The sequence below is a fragment of the Arthrobacter sp. CP30 genome (genome assembly GCF_053470025.1).
Window position 1 is genome coordinate 91,496 of sequence record NZ_JBQEMM010000005.1, and the last position, 23,336, is coordinate 114,831.

Genomic DNA, 23,336 nt, shown 5'->3' on the forward strand with positions numbered 1-23,336 from the left:
CCCCGGCCACTCCTTCGAGTGCCGGGGCTTCGGGCGCTGCGGGCGTCGGGCCCGGAGCCGTGGGATCAGGCGTCGACCACGATCGCCGTGACGACCGGCTGGCGGTTGTAGAACCGGCGCATCCAGTTGGCCGTGGCCCGTTCGATGATGTCCTCGGGGTCCTGCCGGCGGCCGCCCTGGCGGTTGGACGCGGCGTCGCGCAGTGCCTTCTCGACGGCGGCTCCGGCCTTGTCGAGGTCCTCGTCGGAGCAGGAGAAGCCCTTCGTGAAGAACTCGGGCGACTCGACCATCTCCCCGTTGTCCGGGTCGATGATGGCGAGGACCGTGACCACGCCCTCCTCGGCGAGGCGACGGCGCTCCACGAGGTCCTCCTCGGTGATGCCGCCGACGCTGTCGCCGTCGACGAACACGAGGCCGGCGTCGACCTTGCCGGAGAGCGTGGCGCGGCCGCGCGCGAGGTCGACGGTCACGCCGTCCTGGGCGATGACCACGTTGCGGGGATCGACGCCGGTCGCGACGGCGATCTCCGAGTTCGCGCGGAGGTGGCGCCACTCGCCGTGGACCGGCATGACGTTGCGCGGCTTGACGATGTTGTAGCAGTAGGCGAGCTCGCCGGCGCTGGCGTGGCCGGAGACGTGCACCTTGGCGTTGCCCTTGTGGACCACGTTGGCGCCGATCTCGGTGAGGGCGTTGATGATGCCGTAGATCGCGTTCTCGTTGCCCGGGATGAGCGAGCTCGCGAGCAGGACGGTGTCACCCTCGCTGATCCGGATGGCGTGGTCCTTGTTGGCCATGCGGGACAGCGCGGCCATCGGCTCGCCCTGCGAACCGGTGCAGATCAGCACCACCTTGTGGTCGTCGCTGCGCTCGAGCTTCTTGAAGTCCACGAGCAGGCCCTGCGGGATGTTGAGGTAGCCGAGGTCCGCCGCGATGGTCATGTTGCGGACCATCGAGCGTCCCACGAACGCCACCTTGCGGCGGTGGCGGTGCGCGGTGTCGATGATCTGCTGGATGCGGTGGATGTGGCTCGCGAAGCTCGAGACGATGATGCGGCGCGGGGCGGTGCGGAACACGGCGTCGATGGCCGGGCCGAGGTCCTTCTCCGACGTCGTGAAGCCCGGGACGTCCGCGTTGGTGGAGTCCGTCAGGAACAGGTCCACGCCCTCGGCGCCGAGGCGGGCGAACGCGCCCAGGTCCGTGATGCGGCGGTCGAGCGGGAACTGGTCCATCTTGAAGTCACCCGTGTGCAGCACCATGCCGGCGGCGGTGCGGATGGCGACGGCGAGGCTGTCGGGGATGGAGTGGTTGACCGCGACGAACTCGAGGTCGAAACCGCCCATGGTCCGGCGGTCACCCTCCTTGACCTGGACGGTCTTCGGGGTGATGCGGTGCTCCTTGAGCTTCGCCTCGATGAAGGCCAGCGTGAGGCGCGAGCCGACCAGGGGGATGTCCGCGCGCTCCTTGAGGAGATACGGGACACCGCCGATGTGGTCCTCGTGCCCGTGCGTCAGGACGACGGCCACGACGTCGTCGAGCCGGTCCCGGATGTAGGAGAAGTCCGGGAGGATGACATTGATGCCGGGCTGGTGCTCCTCGGGGAACAGGACTCCGCAGTCGACGATCAGCAGTTTGCCGTCGAACTCGAACACGGTCATGTTTCTACCGATCTCACCGATCCCACCCAGGGCGACAATGCGCATGGCTCCCTTGGCCAGGTCCCGTGGTGCTGTCAGTGCGGCAGGTCGTTTATTCACAGATTAGGTTTCTCTCAGTGGTGGCGGGGGCAGGGGAGAGGCCGCCGGACGTGTGTCGTCGAGGCCGGCCAACCCGGCAGATCCCTGAAGTGGTCCCGGTCGAGCCGGGCGGATACTCCTTCTAGGGTACGACGTCCGGTGCCGCATCGGCGGATCAGGTCCGGCCGGGCGGCTCGCCCGGCCGGTGACGTGAGCGCTGTCACCGGAATAGGGCACCCCGATGAACCGTTCTAGACTGGCAGAGCCCGCCGGCGTCAGCGCCGAAGGCCCCACCCCACTCCCATCGGGCGACACCGAAAGAGGCGCAGCAGTGAGCGAGCAGTCCGGCCAGAACCAGACCCACGACCCCTTCGGATTCATCGGCCTGACGTACGACGACGTGCTCCTCCTCCCCGGCCACACCGACGTCATCCCTTCCGAGGCCGATACCTCCTCGCGCATCTCGAAGCGCATCACGGTGCGGACGCCCTTGCTCTCCTCCGCCATGGACACCGTCACCGAGTCCCGCATGGCCGTCGCCATGGCGCGGCAGGGCGGCCTCGGCGTCATCCACCGCAACCTGTCCATCCAGGACCAGGCGGACCAGGTGGACCGCGTGAAGCGCAGCGAGTCCGGCATGATCACCAACCCGCTGACCATCGGTCCCGCTGCCACCCTGCAGGAACTGGACGAGCTCTGCGGCCACTACCGTGTCTCGGGCCTGCCCGTCGTCGACGACGCCGGGCACCTGCTCGGGATCGTCACCAACCGGGACACGCGCTTCGTGCTCGAGCGGGACTTCCCGACCACCCGCGTGCACGACGTCATGACGAAGATGCCGCTCGTCACCGGGCACGTGGGCATCAGCGGTGACGACGCGATCAACCTCCTGGCGAAGAACAAGATCGAGAAGCTCCCGCTGGTCGACGGCGAAGGCATCCTCCGGGGCCTCATCACCGTGAAGGACTTCACGAAGGCTGAGCAGTACCCCCTGTCCACGAAGGACGACGACGGACGCCTCCGGGTGGGGGCCGCCATCGGGTTCTTCGGCGACGGCTGGGAGCGGGCCATGACCCTCGTCGAGGCGGGCGTCGACGCCTTGTTCGTCGATACCGCCAACGGTCACAGCGCGGGTGTGCTCGAGATGATCTCCCGCCTGAAGGCCGAGCCGTCGGCGGCGCACGTCGACATCATCGGCGGCCAGGCGGCGACGCGCGAGGGTGCCCAGGCGCTCATCGACGCGGGGGCGGACGGCATCAAGGTCGGCGTGGGCCCGGGTTCCATCTGCACCACGCGCGTGGTCGCCGGAGTCGGTGTGCCCCAGGTCACCGCCATCTACGAGTCGGCCAAGGCGGCCATCCCCGCCGGGGTCCCGGTCATCGCGGACGGCGGGCTCCAGTACTCGGGAGACATCGGCAAGGCCATCGTGGCCGGCGCGGACACCGTGATGCTCGGCTCGCTCCTGGCGGGATCCGCCGAGGCGCCGGGTGAGCTGATCTTCGTGAACGGCAAGCAGTTCAAGACCTACCGCGGGATGGGCTCGCTCGGGGCCATGCAGACGCGCGGCAAGAACACGTCCTACTCGAAGGACCGCTACTTCCAGGCGGATGTCACGGGTGACGACAAGCTCATCCCGGAGGGCATCGAGGGGCGTGTGGCCTACCGCGGTCCGCTGGCGTCCGTGGCCTACCAGCTCGTCGGCGGCCTCCGCCAGACCATGTTCTACACCGGTGCGCGCACCATCCCGGAGCTGAAGGCGAAGGGCAAGTTCGTCCGCATCACGGCGGCCGGGCTCAAGGAGTCCCACCCGCATGACATCCAGATGACGGTGGAGGCACCCAACTACGGTTCCAAGTAGCGCAGCCCCCGGCATCAGCCCCCTCGCCGAGGGGGCTGATGCCGTATGAGCGGACTGCCGCAGCCCGAGGCCATCGCCCGCCGCAAGCTCCGCCTTGGGCCTTACGCGCGCGCTGTGGGGCAGGTCCTCGCCGTCAGCGCGAAGGCGTCGCCGGGCGCCGTGGCGATGAAGGTCGCCGGCTCCCTGATCTCCGCGGTGCTGCCGCTCGTGACCACCTACTTCGCCTCACTCACGACGACGGCCCTCGCGGCCGCCTATGCGGGTGAGCCCGACGCCGGCCGGGCGGCCATCACCTACGTGATCGTCACCGCCGTCCTCGGGCTCCTGTGGGGCGCCTTCACGAGCGTGGACCGCTACATCCAGCAGGTCCTCAGCTTCCGCGTCGGTGCGATCGTCGGTGACCGCATGTACGAGCGGTTCCTCGCCCTCGAATTCTGGCGGTACGACGACAAGGAGACGGTGGACCTCTACGACCGGGCGCGACGTTTCTCCGACTCCTACGCGCGGGTCCTCGACCGCATCGCGGCAATCTTCACCCAGCTGGCGTCCGTGGTCCTCGCGATCGGGGCGCTCCTGCTCGTGAGCTGGTGGATCGCGCTGATCGTCCTCGTCGCCATCATCCCCAGCGTGTACCTGCAGTTCCGCCTCTCGCGCGAGCAGATGGCGCACTGGAACACGCAGGTGGATTCGCGCCGCCAGCGGCGCATGATCGAGAACAACCTCATGAAGCCGCAGCACATCGCCGAGATGCGCCTGTATGGGATCGTCCGCTACCTGATGGGGCTGCGCTCGACGCTGCGGGACGCCGACGAGAAACGGCGGCTCGACTTCCAGAAGCGCTACATCCCCAAGCAGCTCCTCGCCGATGCACTGCAGTACGGCGCGGAACTCCTCGCCCTGGTGTGGATCGTGGGGCAGATCATCGCCCGCGCGCAGCCCGTGGGCCAGTTCCTCTACGTGCAGCAGATCGTCAGCCGGGCCCTGAGCACCGCGAACAACCTTGTGTCCTCGCTGAGCTCCATCGACGAGGACCTCGCGAACCTCAAGGACTACGAGCAGTTCATGGACTTCCCGCTGTCCACCTCGGCGACGGGGCGCCTGGAGGCGGCTCCGTCCGCCGTCGAGCTCAGGGACATCCACTTCACCTACGCGGGCGGCGAGGCCGAGGTGCTCAGGGGCGTCTCGATGTCCTTCGAGCGTGGGACGCACGTCGCGATCGTGGGGGAGAACGGGGCGGGGAAGTCCACGCTGATCCGTGTCCTCGCGGGCCTCTACCAGCCCAGCAAGGGCGAGGTGCTGCTCGACGGACGCGACCTCCGGGACATCGGGATCGAAGACTGGCACCAGCACCTGGCGGTGATGTCGCAGGACTTCCTGCGGTACGAGTTCGCCACCGCCGAGAACAACATCTACTTCGGCGACGTGCACCGCCCGCGGGACGACGAGCGGGTGCGCCGCGCCGCGCGGGACGCCGAGGCGATGGAGTTCATCGAGAAGATGCCCAACGGCTTCGAGAACTACGTGAGCAACTGGATGGAGGACCCGCGCGGCCGGAAGGGCAGCGGTCTCTCGGGCGGCCAGTGGCAGCGTCTCGCGATGGCCCGCAACTTCTACCGCGACGCGCCGTTCGTCGTCATGGACGAGCCGACGTCGGCCATCGACGCCCTCGCCGAGCACCGCATCTTCACCCGCCTGTTCGCCGACCGGAGCCGCACCATCATCGCCATCAGCCATCGCCTGGCGACGATCGAGAAGGCAGATATCGTGCACATGCTCGAGGACGGGCGGGTCGTCGAATCCGGCACGCACCGGGAACTGGTGGCGCTCCGCGGACGGTACTTCCGGATGTTCGAGAGCCAGCTCCCCGAGGACTAGCAGGCAGCGCCGCGTCACGGCCGGAGGAGGACGTCCTCACCGATGAGCGCAGCGCGGAACCCGTCGTCGCGCACCACGACGTCCTCGAGGACGAGACCCTCCGGCAGTCCCTCGATCTCGTGCTCGAGGGACACGGAGTTGCGGACGATCGTTGCGATCGCGCCGGAGAGGAAGTCCGGCCCCCCGACGTCGATGGAACGTGGCTCGAGGACGAGGCGGCCGTCCTCGACGTCGACGGTGCCGGTCGCGGTGACCCGCAGGTCGCGGCCGAGTGCCTCGACGGTGCGGACCACGGTAGCCTGACCGTCCTCCGCCGGGCGCACCTCCGCACCGCCGCCCAGGTCGGCCGCGACGACCAGGCCGTCCGGGCCCGTCACCACGTCACGGCCGACGGCGCGCACGTCCGTCAGCATCGAGCTCGAGGCGAGCACGGTACCCGCGTCGAGCCGGAGGTCCCCGAACCACACCTCGTCGTCGGACAGGTCCGCGGGCGGCGCAGGGGCGCCGGCACCGCCGTCCGGGGATGACGACGACGGCTCGGACGGGACGGGCCCGGCCGATCCGGCGTCGGCCGGCTCACTGACGATCCACCAGAGGATGCTGCCCGCGATGAGGACGAGCACCACCATCCCGGCCGCGCCGATCAGCCAGTCCCGGGCGCGTGTCCATGTCATGAGGCCAGTCTGGCGTGTCCGGTGGGGGAGGGCGAAACGCCGCCCGGCGCAACGGGCCCTGCAGGTCCCTGGCCAGGGGGGGGCGGGATCGAGGCACGCGGCCGACCGTCGGGGCCGCGCCGGGCGGCCCGGACCGGCGGACCGGTGGGGACGGGCGGGACGGGCGACGCGCCGGCTGCGCCGGTCCGGTGGTCATGGGCGGTCCAGGGTCGACGACGACGGGGGGCTGATCACGACGGCGGGGCGGCTTTGCGCTGCGTCCGCGGCTCCGGAGAGGATAGCCGGGCAGGACGATCACCGAACGATGGTCGCGGAACAAGGACGGTTGAGCATGCTGGGGACCTCGAAGGCCCGGAGCGCCACGGTGAGCGGGGTGGCCCGAAGGGGCTGCTGTGCGCCCCTGCCGTCGCCGGCCCACCAGCATGCAGCGGACATCCCACACGGCTGACACCGCAGGACCGCCCGCCTCGCGGCGGTTCCTCCCACGGGACCCCTCGACGCGGTCCCCCGTGCCCGGAGCCGGCAGAGCGCGCATCCCCTCGATCCTCCTCTGCAAAGGTGTTCATCCATGCTTCCTGTCTCCAGCTCCGCCATCCGTTCCTCCTTCATCAACGCCACGCGGTCCGAGGCCGCCAAGCTCACGCCGCCCAGGAACCTCGCCACCCTCGACTGGGACGGGCTCGACGTCCTCGGCTGGCGTGACGAGAAGATGCCGTTGCGCGGCTACCTGGTGCTGCCGACCGACCGTGGGCTCGCGGGCATCCTCCTGCGCGCCCCCGAAGGCGGGGCGCGGAAGAACCGCTCGGTGCTCTGCGAGCTGTGCCGCGACGTGTACTCGAAGGAGGATGTCCTCCTCTGGGTCGCCCGCCGTGCCGGCCAGTCCGGGCGCGACGGCAACAGCGTCGGGACCCTGATCTGCGCGGACTTCGTCTGTTCCTCGAACGTCCGCCGGCAGCCTCCCGCGAGCGAGATCCACCCGGACCCCGCCGTCGTCGTGCGCCGCCAGATCGCCGGACTCCAGGACCGAACCGCGCAGTTCCTGGACCGCGTGCGGCGGCAGTAGTCCGGTCGGAGGTCCCGGCCCTGGGGCGGGACCTCCGACCTGGTCGGCCGGACCCGCCTGGTCACGCCGCCGGGACACCGGCGTCAGGCCGTCCCGGCGGCGTCACGGAGCGTCGACGCCGCCGGGACGGTACGCGTGCTGGGCTAACCTAGAGCAGTGACTTACGAGATCGAGATCGGCCGAAGCAAGCGCGGACGCAGGGCATATTCGCTGGACGACGTGGCGGTGGTGCCCTCCCGCCGGACCAGGGACCCCCTCGACGTCTCGGTCGGCTGGCAGATCGACGCCTACCAGTTCGAGATGCCCGTCATCGCGGCGCCGATGGACTCGGTGATGTCCCCGGCCACGGCCATCGCCCTGGGTCGACTCGGCGGCCTCGGTGTCCTGAACCTCGAAGGACTGTGGACCCGGTACGAGGATCCGCAGCCGGTGCTGGACGAGATCGCCGGGCTGAGTGCCGGGGACTTCAGCCCCGCCACGACGCTGCGCATGCAGGAGCTCTACGAGGCACCGATCCGCGCCGAGCTCATCACCAGCCGCCTGGCCGAGATCCGCGAGGCCGGCGTGACGGTCGCGGGATCGCTCACCCCGCAGCGCACCCAGCAGTTCTACAAGACCGTCCTCGCCGCGGGCGTGGACATCTTCGTCATCCGCGGCACCACGGTGTCCGCCGAGCACGTCTCTAAGAACGAGCAGCCGCTGGACCTCAAGAAGTTCATCTACGAGCTCGATGTCCCCGTGATCGTCGGCGGCGCAGCCGGCTACACGCCCGCGCTGCACCTCATGCGAACCGGCGCCGCGGGCGTCCTCGTCGGCTTCGGCGGCGGTGCCACCACCACCACGCGCCGCGCGCTCGGGATCCACTCGCCGCTCGCGTCCGCCATCTCCGACGTCGCCGGCGCCCGCCGCGACTACCTGGACGAGTCCGGCGGTCGGTACGTGCACGTCATCGCCGACGGCGGGATGGGCGTCAGCGGCGACATCGTGAAGGCGATCGCCATGGGGGCCGACGCCGTCATGCTCGGGTCCGCGCTCGCCCGGGCCGAGGAGGCGCCCGGGCAGGGCTGGCACTGGGGCCAGGAGGCGCACCACCACGAACTGCCGCGTGGCGACAGGGTCGCCATCGGCACCGTCGGACCGCTCAAGGAGGTGCTGTGGGGTCCCTCGCACCACACGGACGGGACCTCGAACCTGATCGGTGCGCTGCGCCGGGCGATGGCCACCACCGGCTATTCGGACCTGAAGGAGTTCCAGCGGGTGGAAGTGGTCCTCTCGCCCTATGTCTCCAACGACTGATGGGATTACAGTTGCCGTAGCTCCCCAGGGGCTCACAACCTCCCGACGAAGGGTATGGCCATGGCATCCGGTGCACTCAGTCCGCAGGACCGCGACGACGCGCTGAGGGCGCTCAGGGACACGACGGAGCCGGGCAGGGAACTCGACCTCCTGATCGTCGGCGGAGGAGTGGTGGGCGTCGGTGCCGCGCTCGACGCCGTCACGCGTGGACTCTCCACCGGAATCGTCGAGGCCCGCGACTGGGCGTCGGGAACGTCGTCGCGCTCCTCGAAGCTGATCCACGGCGGGCTGCGCTATCTGGAGATGCTCGATTTCGCGCTCGTCCAGGAGGCGCTGAAGGAACGCGGACTGCTGATCCAGCGCATCGCGCCGCACCTCGTCAAGCCCGTCCCGTTCCTCTACCCATTGACCAAGCGCTTCGTCGAGCGTCCCTACGTTGGCGCGGGGATCGCCCTGTACGACGCCATGAGCATGACCGGCGGCAACTCGCGCGGTGTCCCCTTCCACAAGCACCTGAGCCGGAAGGGCACGCTCCGCGCCGCTCCCAGCCTCAAGGACGACGCCATGGTGGGCTCCATCAGGTACTACGACGCCCAGGTCGACGACGCCCGCTACGTGGTCAACATGGTGCGCACGGCGCAGCACTACGGTGCCCGGGCCGCGAACCGCGTCAGCGTCGTCGACTTCCTCCGCGAGGGCGAGCGCGTGGTCGGGGCCCGGGTCAAGGACCAGGAGAGCGGGGACGTGTTCGAGATCCGCGCCAAGCAGGTCGTGAACGCGACCGGGGTCTGGACGGACGAGACCCAGGCGATGGTCACCGATCGCGGCCAGATGAAGGTCAGGGCGTCCAAGGGCATCCACCTCGTGGTACCCCGCGACCGCTTCCAGTCCACGGTGGGCCTGATCCTCCGCACCGAGAAGTCCGTGCTCTTCGTCATCCCCTGGGGACGCCACTGGATCATCGGCACCACGGACACCGACTGGGACCTGGACAAGGCACACCCGGCAGCCACCTCGAAGGACATCGACTACGTGCTGGAGCACGTCAACAAGGTCCTCAAGCGGCCCCTGACGCGCGAGGACGTCGAGGGTGTGTACGCCGGGCTGCGGCCGCTCCTCGCGGGTGAAAACGATTCCACCGCGAAACTGTCCCGCGAACACGTCGTCGCACACCCCGTGCCGGGGCTCGTCGTCGTCGCCGGCGGCAAGTGGACCACGTACCGGGTCATGGCGAAGGACGCCGTGGACGAGGCGACCCGTGCTCTCGACGAGAAGGTGCCCGAGAGCTGCACCGAGACCGTCCCGCTGCTGGGCGCCGAGGGCTACCGGGCGGCCTGGAACATGCGGGCCAGGCTGGCCGACGACGCCGGAGTGCACGTCGCGCGCGTCGAACACCTCCTGCAGCGCTTCGGCACGCAGGCCACGGAGGTGCTGGACCTCATCCGCGAGGACCCCTCGCTCGGCCGGCCGCTGCCCGGCGCGGACGACTACCTCCGCGCGGAGGTCGTCTTCGCCGTCACCCACGAGGGTGCCCGGCATGTCGACGACGTCCTCACCCGACGCACCAGGATCTCCATCGAGTCCTGGGACCGCGGCGTGTCCGCGGCTCCCGTCGTGGCCGAACTCATGGCGCCGATCCTCGGCTGGAGCGAGCAGCAGGCCGAGCGCGAGGTCACGCACTACCGCGCGCGGGTGGATGCGGAGCGGCTCAGCCAGGAGCAGCCCGACGACGTCTCGGCGGACAGTGCACGCATGGGTGTGCACGATATCGTCCCGCTAAGCTAGGAGAGCCGGGCGGGCCGCGACGAGCGCTCCTCACCGGCGCGCAGCGACCGGGCACCCGGTGGCCGCGGCCGCGGGACCTTCGAAAGGCACACAGTGAGCGACCTGTCCTCCGGGCTGCACGACGCCCTGCTGACCACACCGGACCTCGTGATCCTCGAGATGGAGGCGGCCTCCAAGGAGGACGCGGCAGCTCAGCTCGCGAGCCGCCTGCATGCGGCCGGGCGCATCTCGGACCTGCAGGCCTTCCTCGACCAGGTGAACTCCCGCGAGCACCAGATGGCGACGGGCCTGCCCGGCGGCGTCGGCCTGCCCCACGCGCGCAGCGAATACGTGAACCAGACGTCGATCGCCGTCGGGGTCACGCGCTTCGGCCACAGCCTGGACTTCGGCGCGGTGGACGGGCCCGCCACCCTCGTGCTCCTCATGGCCACCCCCGCGCAGTCCTTCTCGGAGCACCTGGAGGTCCTCGCGACGATCGCGCGCAGCCTCTTCAAGGAGAACTTCCGCGAGTCACTGCGTCGCGCGCACGACGCCGAGGTCATCGCGGAGCTCATCAACTCCTCGCTGGTGTTCTTCGACCACTAGGGCCCCGGCGGGCGTCCCTTCGTTCGCGCCATCCGGCTCCTCCGGTCCTCCGACGCGGCGTGTCCTGTACCGACGCGCCGGACCTGCCTCAGAACCCGGGAACGACGGCCCGGCCCGGCGGGAGGACGGGGCCGCGGCTGCGGGGGTCCCGCCTCAGTGCTCCACCGACATGCTCCACCGACATGCTCCGCCTACTCGCTCCGCCAGGAGTTCCAGAGCGAGGCGTACGCCCCACCGAGCGCCAGCAGTTCGTCGTGCGAGCCGAGCTCCGCGATGCGGCCCTCCTCCACCACGGCCACGCGGTCGGCGTCGTGCGCGGTGTGCAGCCGGTGGGCGATCGCGACGACAGTGCGGCCCTCCAGAACCGCGTTCAGCGAGCGCTCCAGATCACGGGCGGCCTGCGGATCGATCAGCGACGTCGCCTCGTCCAGGACCAGCGTGTGCGGATCGGCGAGGATCAGCCGGGCCAGGGCGAGTTCCTGCGCCTGGGCCGGAGCGAGCTCGTAGGCACCGGAACCCACCTCGGTCTCCACGCCCTCCGGGAGCTGCTTGACCCAGTCCAGCGCCCCGACGCTGCGCAGCGCGTCCTCGATCTCGCCGTCGCCGGCGTCCGCGCGCCCGAGCCGCACGTTGTCGGACACGGAGCCCACGAAGACGTGGTGCTCCTGCGTCACGAGTGCCACCTCGCGCCGCAGGTCGTCGAGCGGCCGGTCCACGAGCGGCACGCCGCCCACGGTGACCGAGCCCGATGTCGGCGGGTGGATCCCCGCGATCAGGCGTCCCAGCGTCGACTTCCCGGCCCCCGACGGTCCGACGACGGCCAGGCGCTCCCCGCGCACCAGGGTCAGGTCCACCGCGTGCAGGACATCGTGGCCGGGGCGGTAGGCGTAGCTGGCACCCGAGACCACGATGTCCTCGTCGGCAGGCTCCGCCGTCGTCGCCCGGCGGTCCGGCTCGACGTCCTTGATGCCGACGATCCGCGCCAGCGAGGCAGCACCCACCTGGATCTCGTCGGTCCACATGATGAGCAGGTCCACGGGGTCGATGAGCCGCACCGCGAAGAGCGCGACGGCTGCCACCGCGCCCGGGGTCACGAGGCCCTGACCGGCGAGCCAGCCGCCCCACAGCAGCACCGCCGCGGCGGGCAGCCAGAAGGCGATGTCGGCGGCGGGGAAGAGCACGGAGCGCAGCCACAGCGTGTAGCGCTCGGCCCGGAAGCTCGAGCCGAGGGCGTCGTCGAGGTCCTTGCGGCGCAGGCCCCCGAGGCTCAGCGCGTCCACGGTGCGCGCGCCCTCGATGGTCTCGGTGATGCTGCCGTTCACCACGGCGTACGTCTCGCGCTCACGCATGTAGCCGGCCGCGCTGCGCCTGAGGTACCAGCGTGTCGCCGGCCAGAGCAGCGGCAGCCCGACGAGGAGGGCGAGGGACAGCACGGGCGAGGTGACGACGGCGGCGCCGAGGGTCAGGACGATCGTCATGACGGACACGACGACCTGCGGTACGCCGAAGCGCACCGTGTGGGACACGGCGTCGATGTCGTTGGTGGTGCGGGCCACGAGATCGCCCGTCCCCGCTTTCTCGACGGTGGAGAGCGGAAGGGCGGTGACGTCCCGCAGGAAGTCCTCGCGCAGCTCCGCGAAGACACGCTCCCCGAAGACCATGCCCGAGCGGACGGCGAAGCGGCGGAGGACGGACTGGACGGCGAGGAACCCGAGCATGCCGAGCGAGACGGCCGCGACGAAGCCCGACGTCGTCCCCGCAGCGAGGGCGTCGATGAGGATACCGAGCAGCAGGGGCCCGGCGAGGCCCGCGACGGCCGACCCGACGTACAGGGCGATCACGGACCCGAGTCCCTTCCGGTGGTGCCGGATGAGGCGCGCCGCCTCGTCCCGCACCGTCCGGGGTACGGCGGCCGGGAGTTTCGCGGTGCTACTCACTGCGGATCACCACGTTCCTGTACTCGTCGTTGCGGGTCATGAGCTCCTTGTGCGTCCCCCGGTCCGTGACGCGCCCGTCCTCCATGAACAGGACGCGGTCCATCGTCCGCAGCACCAGGGGGCTCGCCGTCACCACCACGGTGGTCCGGCCCTCGCTCCGGCGTGCGCCGGCGAGGCGCGCGGCGATGCGCTGCTCGGTGTGGGCATCCACCGCGCTGGTCGGCTCCACCAGCACCAGGTTCTCCGCTTCGGTGAGATAGGCGCGTGCAAGGACGAGGCGCTGGCGCTGACCACCCGAGAAGCCCCTGCCACGCTCCGTGACCTCGTGGTCCAGCCCGCCCTCCAGCCCGTCGAGGATGTCCAGCGCGCTCGCCGCCTCGAGGGCGGCGAGGACCGCACCGTCGTCGTGCGTGCCGCGCGGGTCGAGCTGGGCACGGAGCGGACCGCTGAACAGGTGGGGGCTCGCTTCGCTGACGACGACACGCGCACGGATGTCGGCGAGCGGGACGCGCCGCAGGTCGGCGGCGCCCCAGCGCACGGTGGCCTCCTCGAGGACGGCGTCCTCGAAGCGGCCGAGGCGCGTGACGGCGTCGGTGGACTCGGCGGGCTCGCGGGAGACGACGGCGGTGAGCAGGCCGGGCTCGAGGACGACGCCGGAGCGCTCGTCGACGAGGACGGACCCGGGCGGGGGCGCCGGGACGGTGGTCGCGCTCTCCGAGACGTTGGCGTCCACGGACAGCACGGCGATGATCTTGCGCGCGCCGACATGGGCGCGGATGAAGCGGGCCACGGAGTCCGCCGCTGCGCGGACGGGGGTCATGAGGAAGATCGAGAAGCCGTAGAGGGCCACGAGTTCGCCCGGCGTGATGTCACCGGAGAGCACCAGGGACGCGCCGACCCAGGTGAAGACGACGCTGAAGGCCCCGGCGATGAAGACCTGCGAGGCCTCGAGGTCGGCGAGGGAGTGTGCCACCCGGATACCGGAGTCGCGGGTCGCGGCCGATTTCACGCGGTAGCGGTCGACGAAGATGTGCTCCCCGCCGATCCCGCGCAGCACGCGGAGACCGGCCACGGTGTCCGCGCCGACCGCCGTCATCCTGCCCGAGGCCTCGCGCTGCTCACGTTGCCGCGCCTGCATGGGTTTCACCACGAACAGCAGCAGCGCGCAGCACACCGGGACGCCGATCAGCACCACGACGCCGAGGACGGCGGAGGTCTGCCAGATCAGGACGGTCACCACCACCCAGGCGGCGGCCGCCCCGGCCAGGCGGGTCAGGACCTCGTAGACCTCACCGAGCCGGAAGGCGTCCGAGGCCGCCGTCGAGACCACCTCGCCCGTCGAGAGTGCGGTGGGCAGGGCGTCCCCGGTCCGGGCGATCTTGTGGCCGACCAGGCGGACGGACCGGAAGGCCGCCTGCATCCAGTTGCTGACGCCGGCCCGGTGGGTCGCGGTGTCCGAGACCGCCTGCACCACCATGAGCCCGAGCAGTGCTGCTGCCCACCCGAGGAGCGCGCCTGCGTCCCCGCCGATCACGCCGTCGTCGATCGCCCTGCCGAGGACGAAGGGCATCACGGCCTGCGATGCCATCCAGACGGTGCCGAGGAGGATCCCCGCGGCGAGCGTCGCCTTCTGGAAGCCGCCCAGCCAGATCAGGTAGCGCGCGGGGGAGCGCAGGTCCGGCTCGGAGGTCAGGGGATAGGGAAAAGCACGCACGAGGATCCATCCTAGACCGCGTCCGCACGAAGCGATAGGGATTTCCCAATCAGTTTTCGGGTCGCTGTGCCGGCAGTGATCCTCCTCATCGTCATTCGCTGTTCTACAGAGGTACGAAGTACCGTGGAGGGGTGTTGAAGACCGCGCTCAAGCCTCGATGGATCCTCATGCTGATCCTCGCGATGGCGATCGCCTCGGTCTTCGTGCTCCTCAGCCAGTGGCAGTTCACCTCCTCCCGCGAGGAGCCGCCGCCCGCACCGAGCACCACCGAGCAGGTCCGCCCTCTCACGGACGTGCTCCAGCCGCTCACCCCGCTCTACGCCACGGCCGCTGACCAGATGGTCTCGCTCGACGGCGAGTTCCTGCCCGGTACGCAGGTCCTCGTCCGGAACAGGCTCCTCGAGGGCGACGAAGGCTCCTGGGTGGTGCAGGGATTCGCCGTGACGCCGGCTGCGGGCGCATCCGACGCAGCTGCCTCGCCCGCGGAGTCCGCCTCCGGTGATACCGCCTCCGGCGACGCCGCGGCAGCAGGGGCTGCGGTCATACCCGTCGTGCTCGGCTGGGTGCAGGAGGACGGTGACGCCTCGGCGCTGCCGGAGCAGGAGGGACCTGCCTCCGTCGTCGGCCGGCTGCTCCCACCCGAGGCGCCCGAGGTGGAGCGACCCGTCGAGGGAGAGGTTCCCACGCTGTCCACGGCGGAGCTCGCGAATCTCTGGGACGTCCGGACCTACTCGGCCTTCGTCGTCGCCTCCGACGTGTCGGTGGGCGGCGCGGCGGTCCCGTTCGCCGCGGACATGGCCCGTGTCGTCGTCGGCCCGCAGCCCCAGGAGACCCCCCTCAACTGGCTCAACATCTTCTACGCGATCGAATGGTTCGTCTTCGCCGGATTCGCCTTCTTCCTGTGGTGGCGGCTCGTCGCCGACGACCACCGCCGCATGCTCGAGGATGCGGCGGACGCCGCCGAGGAGGCCCATGGCGCCCTCACCGAGGGCAGCCCCGGCGGCAGTTCCGAGAGCTTCGACGCCACCAGAACCACCACTCCTCACGAAAGCGGTGCCCACCGTGACTGAACCAGCCCGCAACTCCTCCGCACGGACCACCGGGCGGTCAGCGCCGGCGAGGCAGAAGCGTCGGTTCGGCGGCACCCATGCGCAGATCCGCTCGGCCCTGAAGCTCTACAAGGTGCTGGCCTACGCCACCGGCGTGATGCTGCTCCTCGTGGTCGTCGAGATGGTGGCGAAGTACGGGTACGGCACGGAGATCGTCGCCGGGGGCGGGGCTCCGCTGCAGTTCCTGCCCGAGGTCGTCGCCGAGACCGCGGGCGGGTTCAATCTCTCGACGGCCGTCCTGATCGTGCACGGCTGGCTGTACGTGGTCTACCTCATCGCGGACTTCCGCCTGTGGCAGTTCATGCGCTGGCCCTTCAGCCGCTTCATCCTCATCGCGCTCGGCGGTGTGGTCCCCCTGCTGTCCTTCGTCGTGGAGAAGCGGATCCATGCCCAAGCGGAGAAGGACCTCGCGGAGCACCCCGAGGCTGCGCCGCGCTACTGATCCTCCGACGGGCGCCCGTAGGTTCGCGTCGTCCCCGCCGTGACGACCGCAGGGACGGTCCGCAGCTCCCGTGGCCGGCGCGTCCACTGATGTGCGGCAGGGAAGTGCGCAGACTATTGTTGACGGGTGACTACCCCCGAGAACGGCTCCGAACACCGCCCTGTCCTCGTCGTGGACTACGGAGCGCAGTACGCCCAGCTGATCGCCCGGCGTGTCCGTGAGGCGGACGTCTACTCCGAGATCGTGCCGCACACCCTGAGTACGCAGGAGATCCTCGCGAAGAACCCCTCGGCCATCATCCTCTCCGGCGGTCCCTCCAGCGTGTACGCCGAGGGGGCGCCCAGGGTCGAGGCGGACCTGTTCGAGGCCGGTGTGCCCGTGCTCGGTATCTGCTACGGGTTCCAGGCCATGGCCAGCGTCCTCGGTGGCACCGTCGCGAAGACCGGGCTGAGGGAATACGGCGCGACGGACATCACCTCCGACGGAGTGTCCCGCTCCATCCTCGAGGGGACACCTGAGCACCAGAACGCCTGGATGAGCCATGGCGACAGCGTGCAGGAGGCTCCCGAGGGCTTCGAGGTCCTCGCGAGTACGGCCGGTGCCCCCGTCGCCGCCTTCGCCAACGAGGCCAAGGGGCTGTACGGCGTGCAGTGGCACCCGGAGGTCAAGCACTCGCAGCACGGCCAGGCAGTCATCGAGAACTTCCTCTTCCGTGGTGCGCGCCTGGATCCGAACTGGACCACGCGCAACATCCTGGAGGAGCAGGTGGAGCGCATCCGTGAGCAGATCGGGGATGCGCGGGTGATCTGCGGCCTGTCCGGTGGGGTGGATTCGGCCGTGGCCGCGGCACTCGTGCAGCGCGCGGTCGGCGATCAGCTCACCTGCGTCTTCGTGGACCACGGGCTCCTGCGTGAGGGCGAGGCGGAGCAGGTCGAGCGCGACTTCGTCGCGGCCACGGGGGTCAAGCTCCACGTCGCCAACGAGCAGAAGCGCTTCCTCGAAGCGCTCGCCGGCGTCTCGGACCCGGAGACCAAGCGCAAGATCATCGGGCGTGAATTCATCCGTGCCTTCGAGGAAGCCGAGCGCGCGATCATGCGGGAGGCCGAGGCGGAGGGCGAGCCCATCCGGTTCCTCGTGCAGGGCACCCTGTATCCCGACGTCGTCGAATCCGGTGGCGGCGAGGGTGCAGCGAACATCAAGAGCCACCACAACGTGGGCGGGCTGCCAGAGGACCTGCAGTTCGAACTCGTGGAGCCCCTGCGCACGCTCTTCAAGGACGAGGTGCGGGCCGTCGGTGCCCAGCTGGGACTGCCGGCGGAGATCGTCGGACGACAGCCGTTCCCCGGCCCGGGTCTCGGGATCAGGATCGTCGGCGACGTCACGGAGGAGCGTCTCGCCCTCCTGCGCAAGGCCGACGCCATCGCGCGCGCCGAGCTCACGGCAGCCGGACTCGACAACGAGGTCTGGCAGATGCCGGTGGTCCTCCTGGCCGATGTCCGCAGCGTGGGCGTCCAGGGCGACGGACGGACGTACGGGCACCCGATCGTGCTGCGCCCCGTGTCGAGCGAGGACGCGATGACCGCGGACTGGTCGCGCCTGCCGTACGACCTCCTCGCGCGCATCTCCAACCGCATCACCAACGAGGTGGACGGCGTCAACCGCGTGGTGCTCGACGTGACGAGCAAGCCGCCGGGAACCATCGAATGGGAGTAAGCGGACCGGGGGATGGGGCCGGCCCCACTCCCGTCCGTTCGGGCCGCGTTGCTATCCGCGGGGTCCGTCCGCTTTTCGGATAGCTTGGAAGACATGCCCATCTGGTCGAGATCAGCTCGTGACAATGCAGGGAAGAAGGCCGCCGTGCCGGAGCAGGACCAGCGGGACGTGGCACGTACGCCGTCGGATCGCCAGCAGGACGCGGCGGGAGCATCGTCGCACGCCGCCAAAAGCACAGCGGGTGTCGCCGGGGAACCGTCCGCCGACACGTCCGCGCAGGATTTCCTGGTGCCATGGCTGGAGGGCCTGGGCCCGCAGGCCGTCGGCGATACGCTGCTCCACTTCCGGCCGTCCGCCGGAACGAGTATCGACCTCACGCACGCGCATCCCTCCGGACTCGCCCAGCTCCTCGCCGGGCGGCGCACGCGCCTGTCCACCCTCCTGCGTGATCCCGTGCAGTACAGCGCGGCCAAGGCGGCGGCGCGGGCTCTGCGGGCGAAGATCTTCGAGCTCGGGACCGAGCGCGGCATCGACGTCGGCTACCTCGCCGCCGGCACGGCGTCGTGGCGCTCCGTCGACGGGTCCGGGCGTTCGGAGACGCTCAACGCCCCCGTCCTGCTCACCGCCGTGTCGTTGACGGTGCACCCCTCGCAGGACGACTACGAGCTGCAGATCACCGAGCAGGCCCGGATGAATCCCGCGCTCGTCCGGCACCTCCGGAACCAGCAGGGACTCGACGTCGATCCGGGAGCCATCGCCCGCCTCGCCTACGGGACCGCACGGTTCGATCCGCACCCGGTCCTGGAGCGCATGCGCATCCTCGCCGACGGCGTGCGCGGCATGTCCGTGGAGCACCGCGTCCTGGTGTCCACCTTCGCCGACCTCGCCGGCGTCAAGGGAGATCCCGCCCTCCACCCGGACCACCCTGTGCTCTCGGCCCTCGTGGGAGCGGCCCGCGGTGACGAGGCCGCCGCGTCCGCCCTGATGGGTGCGGGCGACGACCTCGTGTTCCCCGGCCCCGACGCGCGCGATCCCGGGCAGGAACTGCTGGTGCTCGATGCAGACAGGGCCCAGCAGGACGTTCTGGACCTCGTGGACGCCGAGGTCAGCCTGGCGGTCGCCACCCCTCCCGGGACAGGCCAGACGCAGACCGCCCTCAACGTCGCGGTGCGTGCCGCGGCCTCCGGTCGGCGGGTGGTCGTCGCGGCCGAGCGCCGTGGGACCCTCAACGAGTTCGTGCAGGACCTGGACGGGCTGGACCTCGGCTCCCTGGTCCTGCAGGTGGGCAGCCAGACGGGTCCCGCGCAGCTGCGCGAAGCGGTGATCCGCGCCCTGGTCCGCAACGAGAAGGCGGTCGAACCGCAGCTCGAGAGTCTGCACGCCACCCTGATCGGGCACCGGCACCAGCTGACGGAGCACGTCCGGAGCCTGCACAACGTGCGCAGCCGCTGGGGTTGCTCGCCCTATCAGGCCATGCAGTCCCTCGCGGGATTGACGGCGCTCGACCCGGCGCCGTCGACGACCGTCCGGCTCAAGCGCAGCGTCCTCGACTCGATCGCCAACCGGCAGGAACTCACGGAACGCCTTCGACGGGCAGCGGAACTCGGGAGTTTCAGCAAGGCCTCGACGGAGAGTCCCTGGTACGGGGCGCAGCTGCTCAACCGGAAGGAGACCGAGCACGCGCACGGGCTCGCCGAGCAGCTCTCGACCGAACTCCCCGAGCTGCGTGGGAAGGTGCAGCGCGTTGCAGAGCACTCGCACATCACGCTGGGCGGAACGGTGCGGGAGTGGGGTGAGCAGCTCGAACTGCTCGTCGCCGTCCGCGAGAGCCTGGACAAGTTCACCCCGGACATCTTCGACCGACCCGTCACGGACCTCATCTCCGCGACGGCGCCCTCCTCCTGGCGCAAGGAGCGGGAGATCGAGATGAGCTCCATGACGCGGTCCCGGCTCCGGCGCGTGGCCAAGGAGTACATTCGGCCCGGCGTGCACATCTCGGACCTCCACACCTCCCTGCTCGAGGTCCAGCAGCAGCGCACGCTGTGGACACGGTACGCCCTCACCGAGCGTCACCCATCCGTCCCCACGGGACTGGCGGAGATCCACGCTTCCTATCGTGCTGTCGAGACGCGGCTCGCGGAACTGACCGGCATCCTCCGCCACACGGCGCGCCGACCCGATCTGGCAGGACTGGACCTCGACGGGCTGGAAGTGATCCTCGGCGACCTCGCTGCGGACCGGCAGACCCTCGAGACGCTGCCGGAACGGACGCTGCTCCTCGACGAGATGCGCGAGCAGGGCCTGGCCGATCTGCTCGACGACCTAGCGGAGCGGGAGATCGGCATGGACCGTGTGGGCTCCGAGCTCGAGCTGGCCTGGTGGCAGTCCGCCCTGGAAGCCATGATCAGTGGCGACGACTACCTGGCCATGTCCGACGGTGCGTCCCTCCGCACACTGGAGGCCGAGTTCCGCCTGGCGGACAACGCGCACATCGCCTCGGGACCGGCGCGCATCCGGTGGACGCTCGCCCAGCGGTGGCGAGCCGCGGTCGAGGACCATCCGGAGGACGCCGGCCGCCTCCGGCAGGATCTCAAGGACAGCACCCTGACCCTCGAGGCCTTCGCGGGCCTGCACCGGGATCTGGTCGCGGCCCTGCTGCCGGTGTGGGCCGTGAGTCCACTCACCATCCGCGGCGCGGTGCCCGAGGGCTACGGGTTCGATCTCGCCGTCGTCCTCGATGGTGAGTCGATGTCGCTGCAGAGCGCGGTGCCCTGCGTCGCACGGTCCCGCCAGGTCGTGGTGTTCGGCGACGACCGCCTCGCAGGGCCCAGCCGGTTCAGCATCGAGGTGCAGTCGGCCGATCGGGCGTCCGCGCTCGAGCCCCTGCCCAGTGCCTTCGATGCGCTCCGCGGCGTCCTGCCCGTCCGGGGTCTGACGGAGATCTACCGCGGGATCGATCGCAGCCTCGACACCTACCTCAGCGAGGCCTTCTACGACGGGAAACTCTCCCGCCTCCCGCAGGCGTCCGAGGTCACCGGCGAGGGGCGCGGACTGATGGTCGAGTACCTGCCCAACGGCACCGGCATGCCGAGTTCGGAGCACGACGGCGTGGAGAGCGTGGCCGTCGAGGTGAACCGCGTGGTGGAACTGGTCTTCGAGCACATCCGCCACCGCCCCAGCTTCTCGCTCGCCGTCGTCACGGCGAGTGCCCGGCATGCGGCACGCGTGGGGGAGGCCATCCGCCTGCAGATGGCGGAGTTCCCCTGGGCGGCGGAGTTCTTCACGCCGGGCAGGGAAGCGTTCCGCGTGGTTCCCGTCGAGCGGGCAGGGGGACTGGTGCGGGACGACATCATCTTCTCGCTGGGCTTCGGGCGCACCCCCCACGGCCGCGCCCTGCATTCCTTCGGTCCCCTGTCCGCTCCCGACGGGCGGCGCAACTTCGTCATGGCGATGACCCGCGCCCGGCGACTCCAGCACGTCCTGACCTGCTTCCAGCCGGCGGACCTGGATCCCGAGCGGCTCACCGCGGGGGCCCTGGACTTCTTCGAACTCCTGCAGCGCGAGCTCGGTGACGGCGGGCATCAGGGGACGGCTGCATCGCAGAGCAACGAGGATCCGCTGGTGGCCGATCTGGTGGACCGCCTCCGGCACCGCGGGGCTCACGTCTGGGACCACTACGCCGGTGTCCTCGACATCGTCGCCGTGCGGCCCGCGGACATCGCCGCCGACGGCAGTGCGGCGAGCATGCAGGACGAGCGGCCCGCGCCGCTGGCCATCGAGTCCGACGGGACGGAGCGCTACGGCGCGATGTCCGTGCGCGAGCGCAGCAGGCTGCGTCCGCAGGTCCTCGAGCGCATGGGCTGGCGCTACCTGCCGCTGTGGACCATCGAGGTCTTCACCGATCCGGACGGATGCGCCGAGCGGGCAGCGTCGGTCATCGGACTGCCGCCGCGGGACGCGTCCGACCAGCCCGGAACACGGAAGGACACCGCGAGGATGCGACGGGACGAGCAGCACCCGGCCCGCGGTACCGCGGTGGGACGCGCGGGTGACGAGACGGAGACCTCCGCCGACGTCCTGCCGAAGCTCGCGGCGGAGGATGACGCGCGGTCCTGGGGTGACGCCGAGGGTGACCACGACGAGTGGTTGAAGGAGCAGCGCCCGCCGCACTGGGGCTGAGGCAAGGCGGCATCGGGCGTGGTCCAGGGGCGACGGCGTCCACCCGGTCATGGAGCCGTCAGCACCAGATGGACGTCGCCGGCGCTCGACGAGCCGGCGAGGTCGAGAGCGGTCTGGGGAGATGCCGCCACCACGACGAGTCCGGCCTCGTCGCCCGCTCCGGGCCAGCCGCCCACGTCGCCGCCCGCGTCCGTCCAGAGCACGGCGACGGATCGCGCGAGGACCGTCGATCCAGCGGCGGACTCGTACCCGTCACCCGTCCGCAGGATGACGTCGACCAGTTGCCCCGGCGCGAGGAGTCGCACCACGGCGGGATCGGCCGGTCGGAGGGGCACCGCGACCGTCCCGGGCGGGGTGCCGGTGAGGAGTCCCTCGCCGATCAGCGACGTCCGGGACACCGGCGCACCCAGTGACACCGGCGCGGCGACCTGTCGACCTAGGACCTGCGTGGTGGTGGTGGCAGCGCCGACGGCGAGTGCTTCCTCGGGCAGGCGGACGACGGCGATGTCCGCATCCGTGAGGACCGTGCCGACGGCGAGATCCCGCGTTGCCGTGACCACCGCCGTCGTCGGGTAGTCCTGACCCACCGCCGCTTCCACGGCCACGCCTGCCGCCGCACAGAACAGCAGCGCCGCGAAGAGCCTCTTGTGTCGGTGCACGCTCCTGCGGAGACGATAGCGGAGGCGATAGCGGAGGGGTGGGCCCTGGGGGCGGCCGGAGCGGTCCATGTACCGACCGTAGGCGGGATGGTCCCGAGGCGGTGGTGCGTGCCGGGCTATGTGGGCAACGGAGGCTGCGCGCCGATGCGGAAGTTGTGCAGGCACCGTGCGGACATCGTGCAGGCAGGCCCGCCATGCCGGGCGGTGCGCGCGCGTGACGGGAAGCCGGGGAGAGCAGGTGGTACGGACACGCGGCCGGTCGATGCCGCGGTGCCGGTGCGTCAGGTCAGGAGGCCGCTGCGGTCCCGCCGCCGGACGAGGAGGCCGCCGGCTTCGCGGTCTGCGTCGCCTTCGAGGACGAGGACGAGGACGAGGACGAGGAGGTTGAAGCGGACGAGTCCAGGGTGGAGGACGTCGAGGAGGACGGTGCCGCCGTCGTCCCGGCGTCCGTGCTCGTCGCGGTCGAGCGGGAGTCGTTGCGGTAGAAGCCCGACCCCTTGAAGACCACGCCCACGCTGTTGAACTTCTTGCGGAGCGCTCCGCCGCAGGCAGGGCAGACCGTAAGTGAGTCGTCCGTGAACGACTGCTGGATGTCGAAGGCGTGGCCGCAGTCCTTGCAGGCGTAGGCGTACATGGGCATGGAGTTCCTCCTGGCGAGCGTCGTGGTCCCCGGATGGCTCGGTGCGACTGTCGCTGGCACTCTCCGGGGGCGAG

At 70.5% G+C, this 23,336-nt stretch carries 16 protein-coding genes; 10 read left to right on the plus strand and 6 right to left on the minus strand.

Going from position 1 to position 23,336, the window contains the following annotated elements:
* Positions 1 to 65: 65 nt before the first annotated feature.
* On the minus strand, positions 66 to 1,700 hold the full coding sequence (locus ACTIMO_RS08740; protein ID WP_055768417.1) for a ribonuclease J: 1,635 nt from the start codon (positions 1,698 to 1,700) through the stop codon (positions 66 to 68).
* Between the two features lie 274 nt (positions 1,701 to 1,974).
* Between ACTIMO_RS08740 and guaB the strand changes: the two genes are divergently transcribed.
* Both guaB and ACTIMO_RS08750 read left to right on the plus strand, forming a co-directional pair.
* Complete coding sequence (gene guaB / locus ACTIMO_RS08745; protein WP_448182165.1) at positions 1,975 to 3,591, plus strand: IMP dehydrogenase; 1,617 nt, start codon at positions 1,975 to 1,977, stop codon at positions 3,589 to 3,591.
* A gap of 45 nt (positions 3,592 to 3,636) precedes the next feature.
* Positions 3,637 to 5,466: an ABC transporter ATP-binding protein gene (locus ACTIMO_RS08750; protein ID WP_448182166.1), complete on the plus strand. Its 1,830-nt coding sequence runs from the start codon at positions 3,637 to 3,639 to the stop codon at positions 5,464 to 5,466.
* Positions 5,467 to 5,480: 14 nt separating this feature from the next.
* On the opposite strand, the gene ACTIMO_RS08755 is transcribed toward ACTIMO_RS08750, so the two are convergent.
* The gene (locus ACTIMO_RS08755; RefSeq protein WP_448182167.1) at positions 5,481 to 6,140 is read right to left on the minus strand and encodes an LmeA family phospholipid-binding protein; all 660 of its coding nucleotides are present in this window, start codon (positions 6,138 to 6,140) and stop codon (positions 5,481 to 5,483) included.
* A gap of 568 nt (positions 6,141 to 6,708) precedes the next feature.
* On the opposite strand from ACTIMO_RS08755, the gene ACTIMO_RS08760 reads away from it, so the two are divergent.
* From ACTIMO_RS08760 to ACTIMO_RS08775, 4 genes are all read left to right on the plus strand, one after another.
* Positions 6,709 to 7,203 carry an FBP domain-containing protein gene (locus ACTIMO_RS08760; protein ID WP_448182168.1) on the plus strand — a complete coding sequence of 165 codons (495 nt, stop codon included), beginning with the start codon at positions 6,709 to 6,711 and terminating at the stop codon, positions 7,201 to 7,203.
* A 156-nt stretch (positions 7,204 to 7,359) separates the two neighbouring features.
* A complete protein-coding gene (locus ACTIMO_RS08765; protein ID WP_448182169.1) occupies positions 7,360 to 8,499 on the plus strand; it encodes a GuaB3 family IMP dehydrogenase-related protein in 1,140 nt (379 codons plus the stop codon).
* Between the two features lie 60 nt (positions 8,500 to 8,559).
* Positions 8,560 to 10,284 carry a glycerol-3-phosphate dehydrogenase/oxidase gene (locus ACTIMO_RS08770; RefSeq protein WP_422390322.1) on the plus strand — a complete coding sequence of 575 codons (1,725 nt, stop codon included), beginning with the start codon at positions 8,560 to 8,562 and terminating at the stop codon, positions 10,282 to 10,284.
* Positions 10,285 to 10,386: 102 nt separating this feature from the next.
* Positions 10,387 to 10,869: a PTS sugar transporter subunit IIA gene (locus ACTIMO_RS08775; protein WP_448182263.1), complete on the plus strand. Its 483-nt coding sequence runs from the start codon at positions 10,387 to 10,389 to the stop codon at positions 10,867 to 10,869.
* 191 nt (positions 10,870 to 11,060) lie between these two features.
* Here the strand turns inward: ACTIMO_RS08775 and ACTIMO_RS08780 are convergent, their stop codons facing one another.
* The gene (locus tag ACTIMO_RS08780; RefSeq protein ID WP_448182170.1) at positions 11,061 to 12,806 is read right to left on the minus strand and encodes an ABC transporter ATP-binding protein; all 1,746 of its coding nucleotides are present in this window, start codon (positions 12,804 to 12,806) and stop codon (positions 11,061 to 11,063) included.
* Complete coding sequence (locus ACTIMO_RS08785) at positions 12,799 to 14,520, minus strand: ABC transporter transmembrane domain-containing protein (RefSeq protein ID WP_448182171.1); 1,722 nt, start codon at positions 14,518 to 14,520, stop codon at positions 12,799 to 12,801. The genes ACTIMO_RS08780 and ACTIMO_RS08785 overlap by 8 nt, the downstream gene beginning before the upstream one ends.
* A gap of 131 nt (positions 14,521 to 14,651) precedes the next feature.
* Between ACTIMO_RS08785 and ACTIMO_RS08790 the strand changes: the two genes are divergently transcribed.
* The 4 genes from ACTIMO_RS08790 (at position 14,652) to ACTIMO_RS08805 (ending at position 21,963) form a co-directional block, all read left to right on the plus strand.
* Positions 14,652 to 15,590, plus strand: a complete 939-nt coding sequence (locus ACTIMO_RS08790) for an SURF1 family protein (RefSeq protein ID WP_448182172.1) — start codon at positions 14,652 to 14,654, stop codon at positions 15,588 to 15,590.
* Positions 15,583 to 16,071 (plus strand): DUF3817 domain-containing protein, encoded by a 489-nt coding sequence (locus ACTIMO_RS08795; RefSeq protein WP_448182173.1) that lies wholly within the window; start codon positions 15,583 to 15,585, stop codon positions 16,069 to 16,071. Before ACTIMO_RS08790 ends, ACTIMO_RS08795 begins: the two co-directional genes overlap by 8 nt.
* A 126-nt stretch (positions 16,072 to 16,197) precedes the next feature.
* Positions 16,198 to 17,784 carry a glutamine-hydrolyzing GMP synthase gene (gene guaA, locus ACTIMO_RS08800; RefSeq protein ID WP_448182174.1) on the plus strand — a complete coding sequence of 529 codons (1,587 nt, stop codon included), beginning with the start codon at positions 16,198 to 16,200 and terminating at the stop codon, positions 17,782 to 17,784.
* A gap of 93 nt (positions 17,785 to 17,877) precedes the next feature.
* Positions 17,878 to 21,963 carry a DUF4011 domain-containing protein gene (locus tag ACTIMO_RS08805; protein ID WP_448182175.1) on the plus strand — a complete coding sequence of 1,362 codons (4,086 nt, stop codon included), beginning with the start codon at positions 17,878 to 17,880 and terminating at the stop codon, positions 21,961 to 21,963.
* Between the two features lie 47 nt (positions 21,964 to 22,010).
* On the opposite strand, the gene ACTIMO_RS08810 is transcribed toward ACTIMO_RS08805, so the two are convergent.
* Positions 22,011 to 22,622 carry an RcpC/CpaB family pilus assembly protein gene (locus ACTIMO_RS08810; RefSeq protein WP_235498676.1) on the minus strand — a complete coding sequence of 204 codons (612 nt, stop codon included), beginning with the start codon at positions 22,620 to 22,622 and terminating at the stop codon, positions 22,011 to 22,013.
* Between the two features lie 286 nt (positions 22,623 to 22,908).
* Positions 22,909 to 23,262: an FmdB family zinc ribbon protein gene (locus ACTIMO_RS08815; RefSeq protein ID WP_448182176.1), complete on the minus strand. Its 354-nt coding sequence runs from the start codon at positions 23,260 to 23,262 to the stop codon at positions 22,909 to 22,911.
* Positions 23,263 to 23,336: the final 74 nt, after the last annotated feature.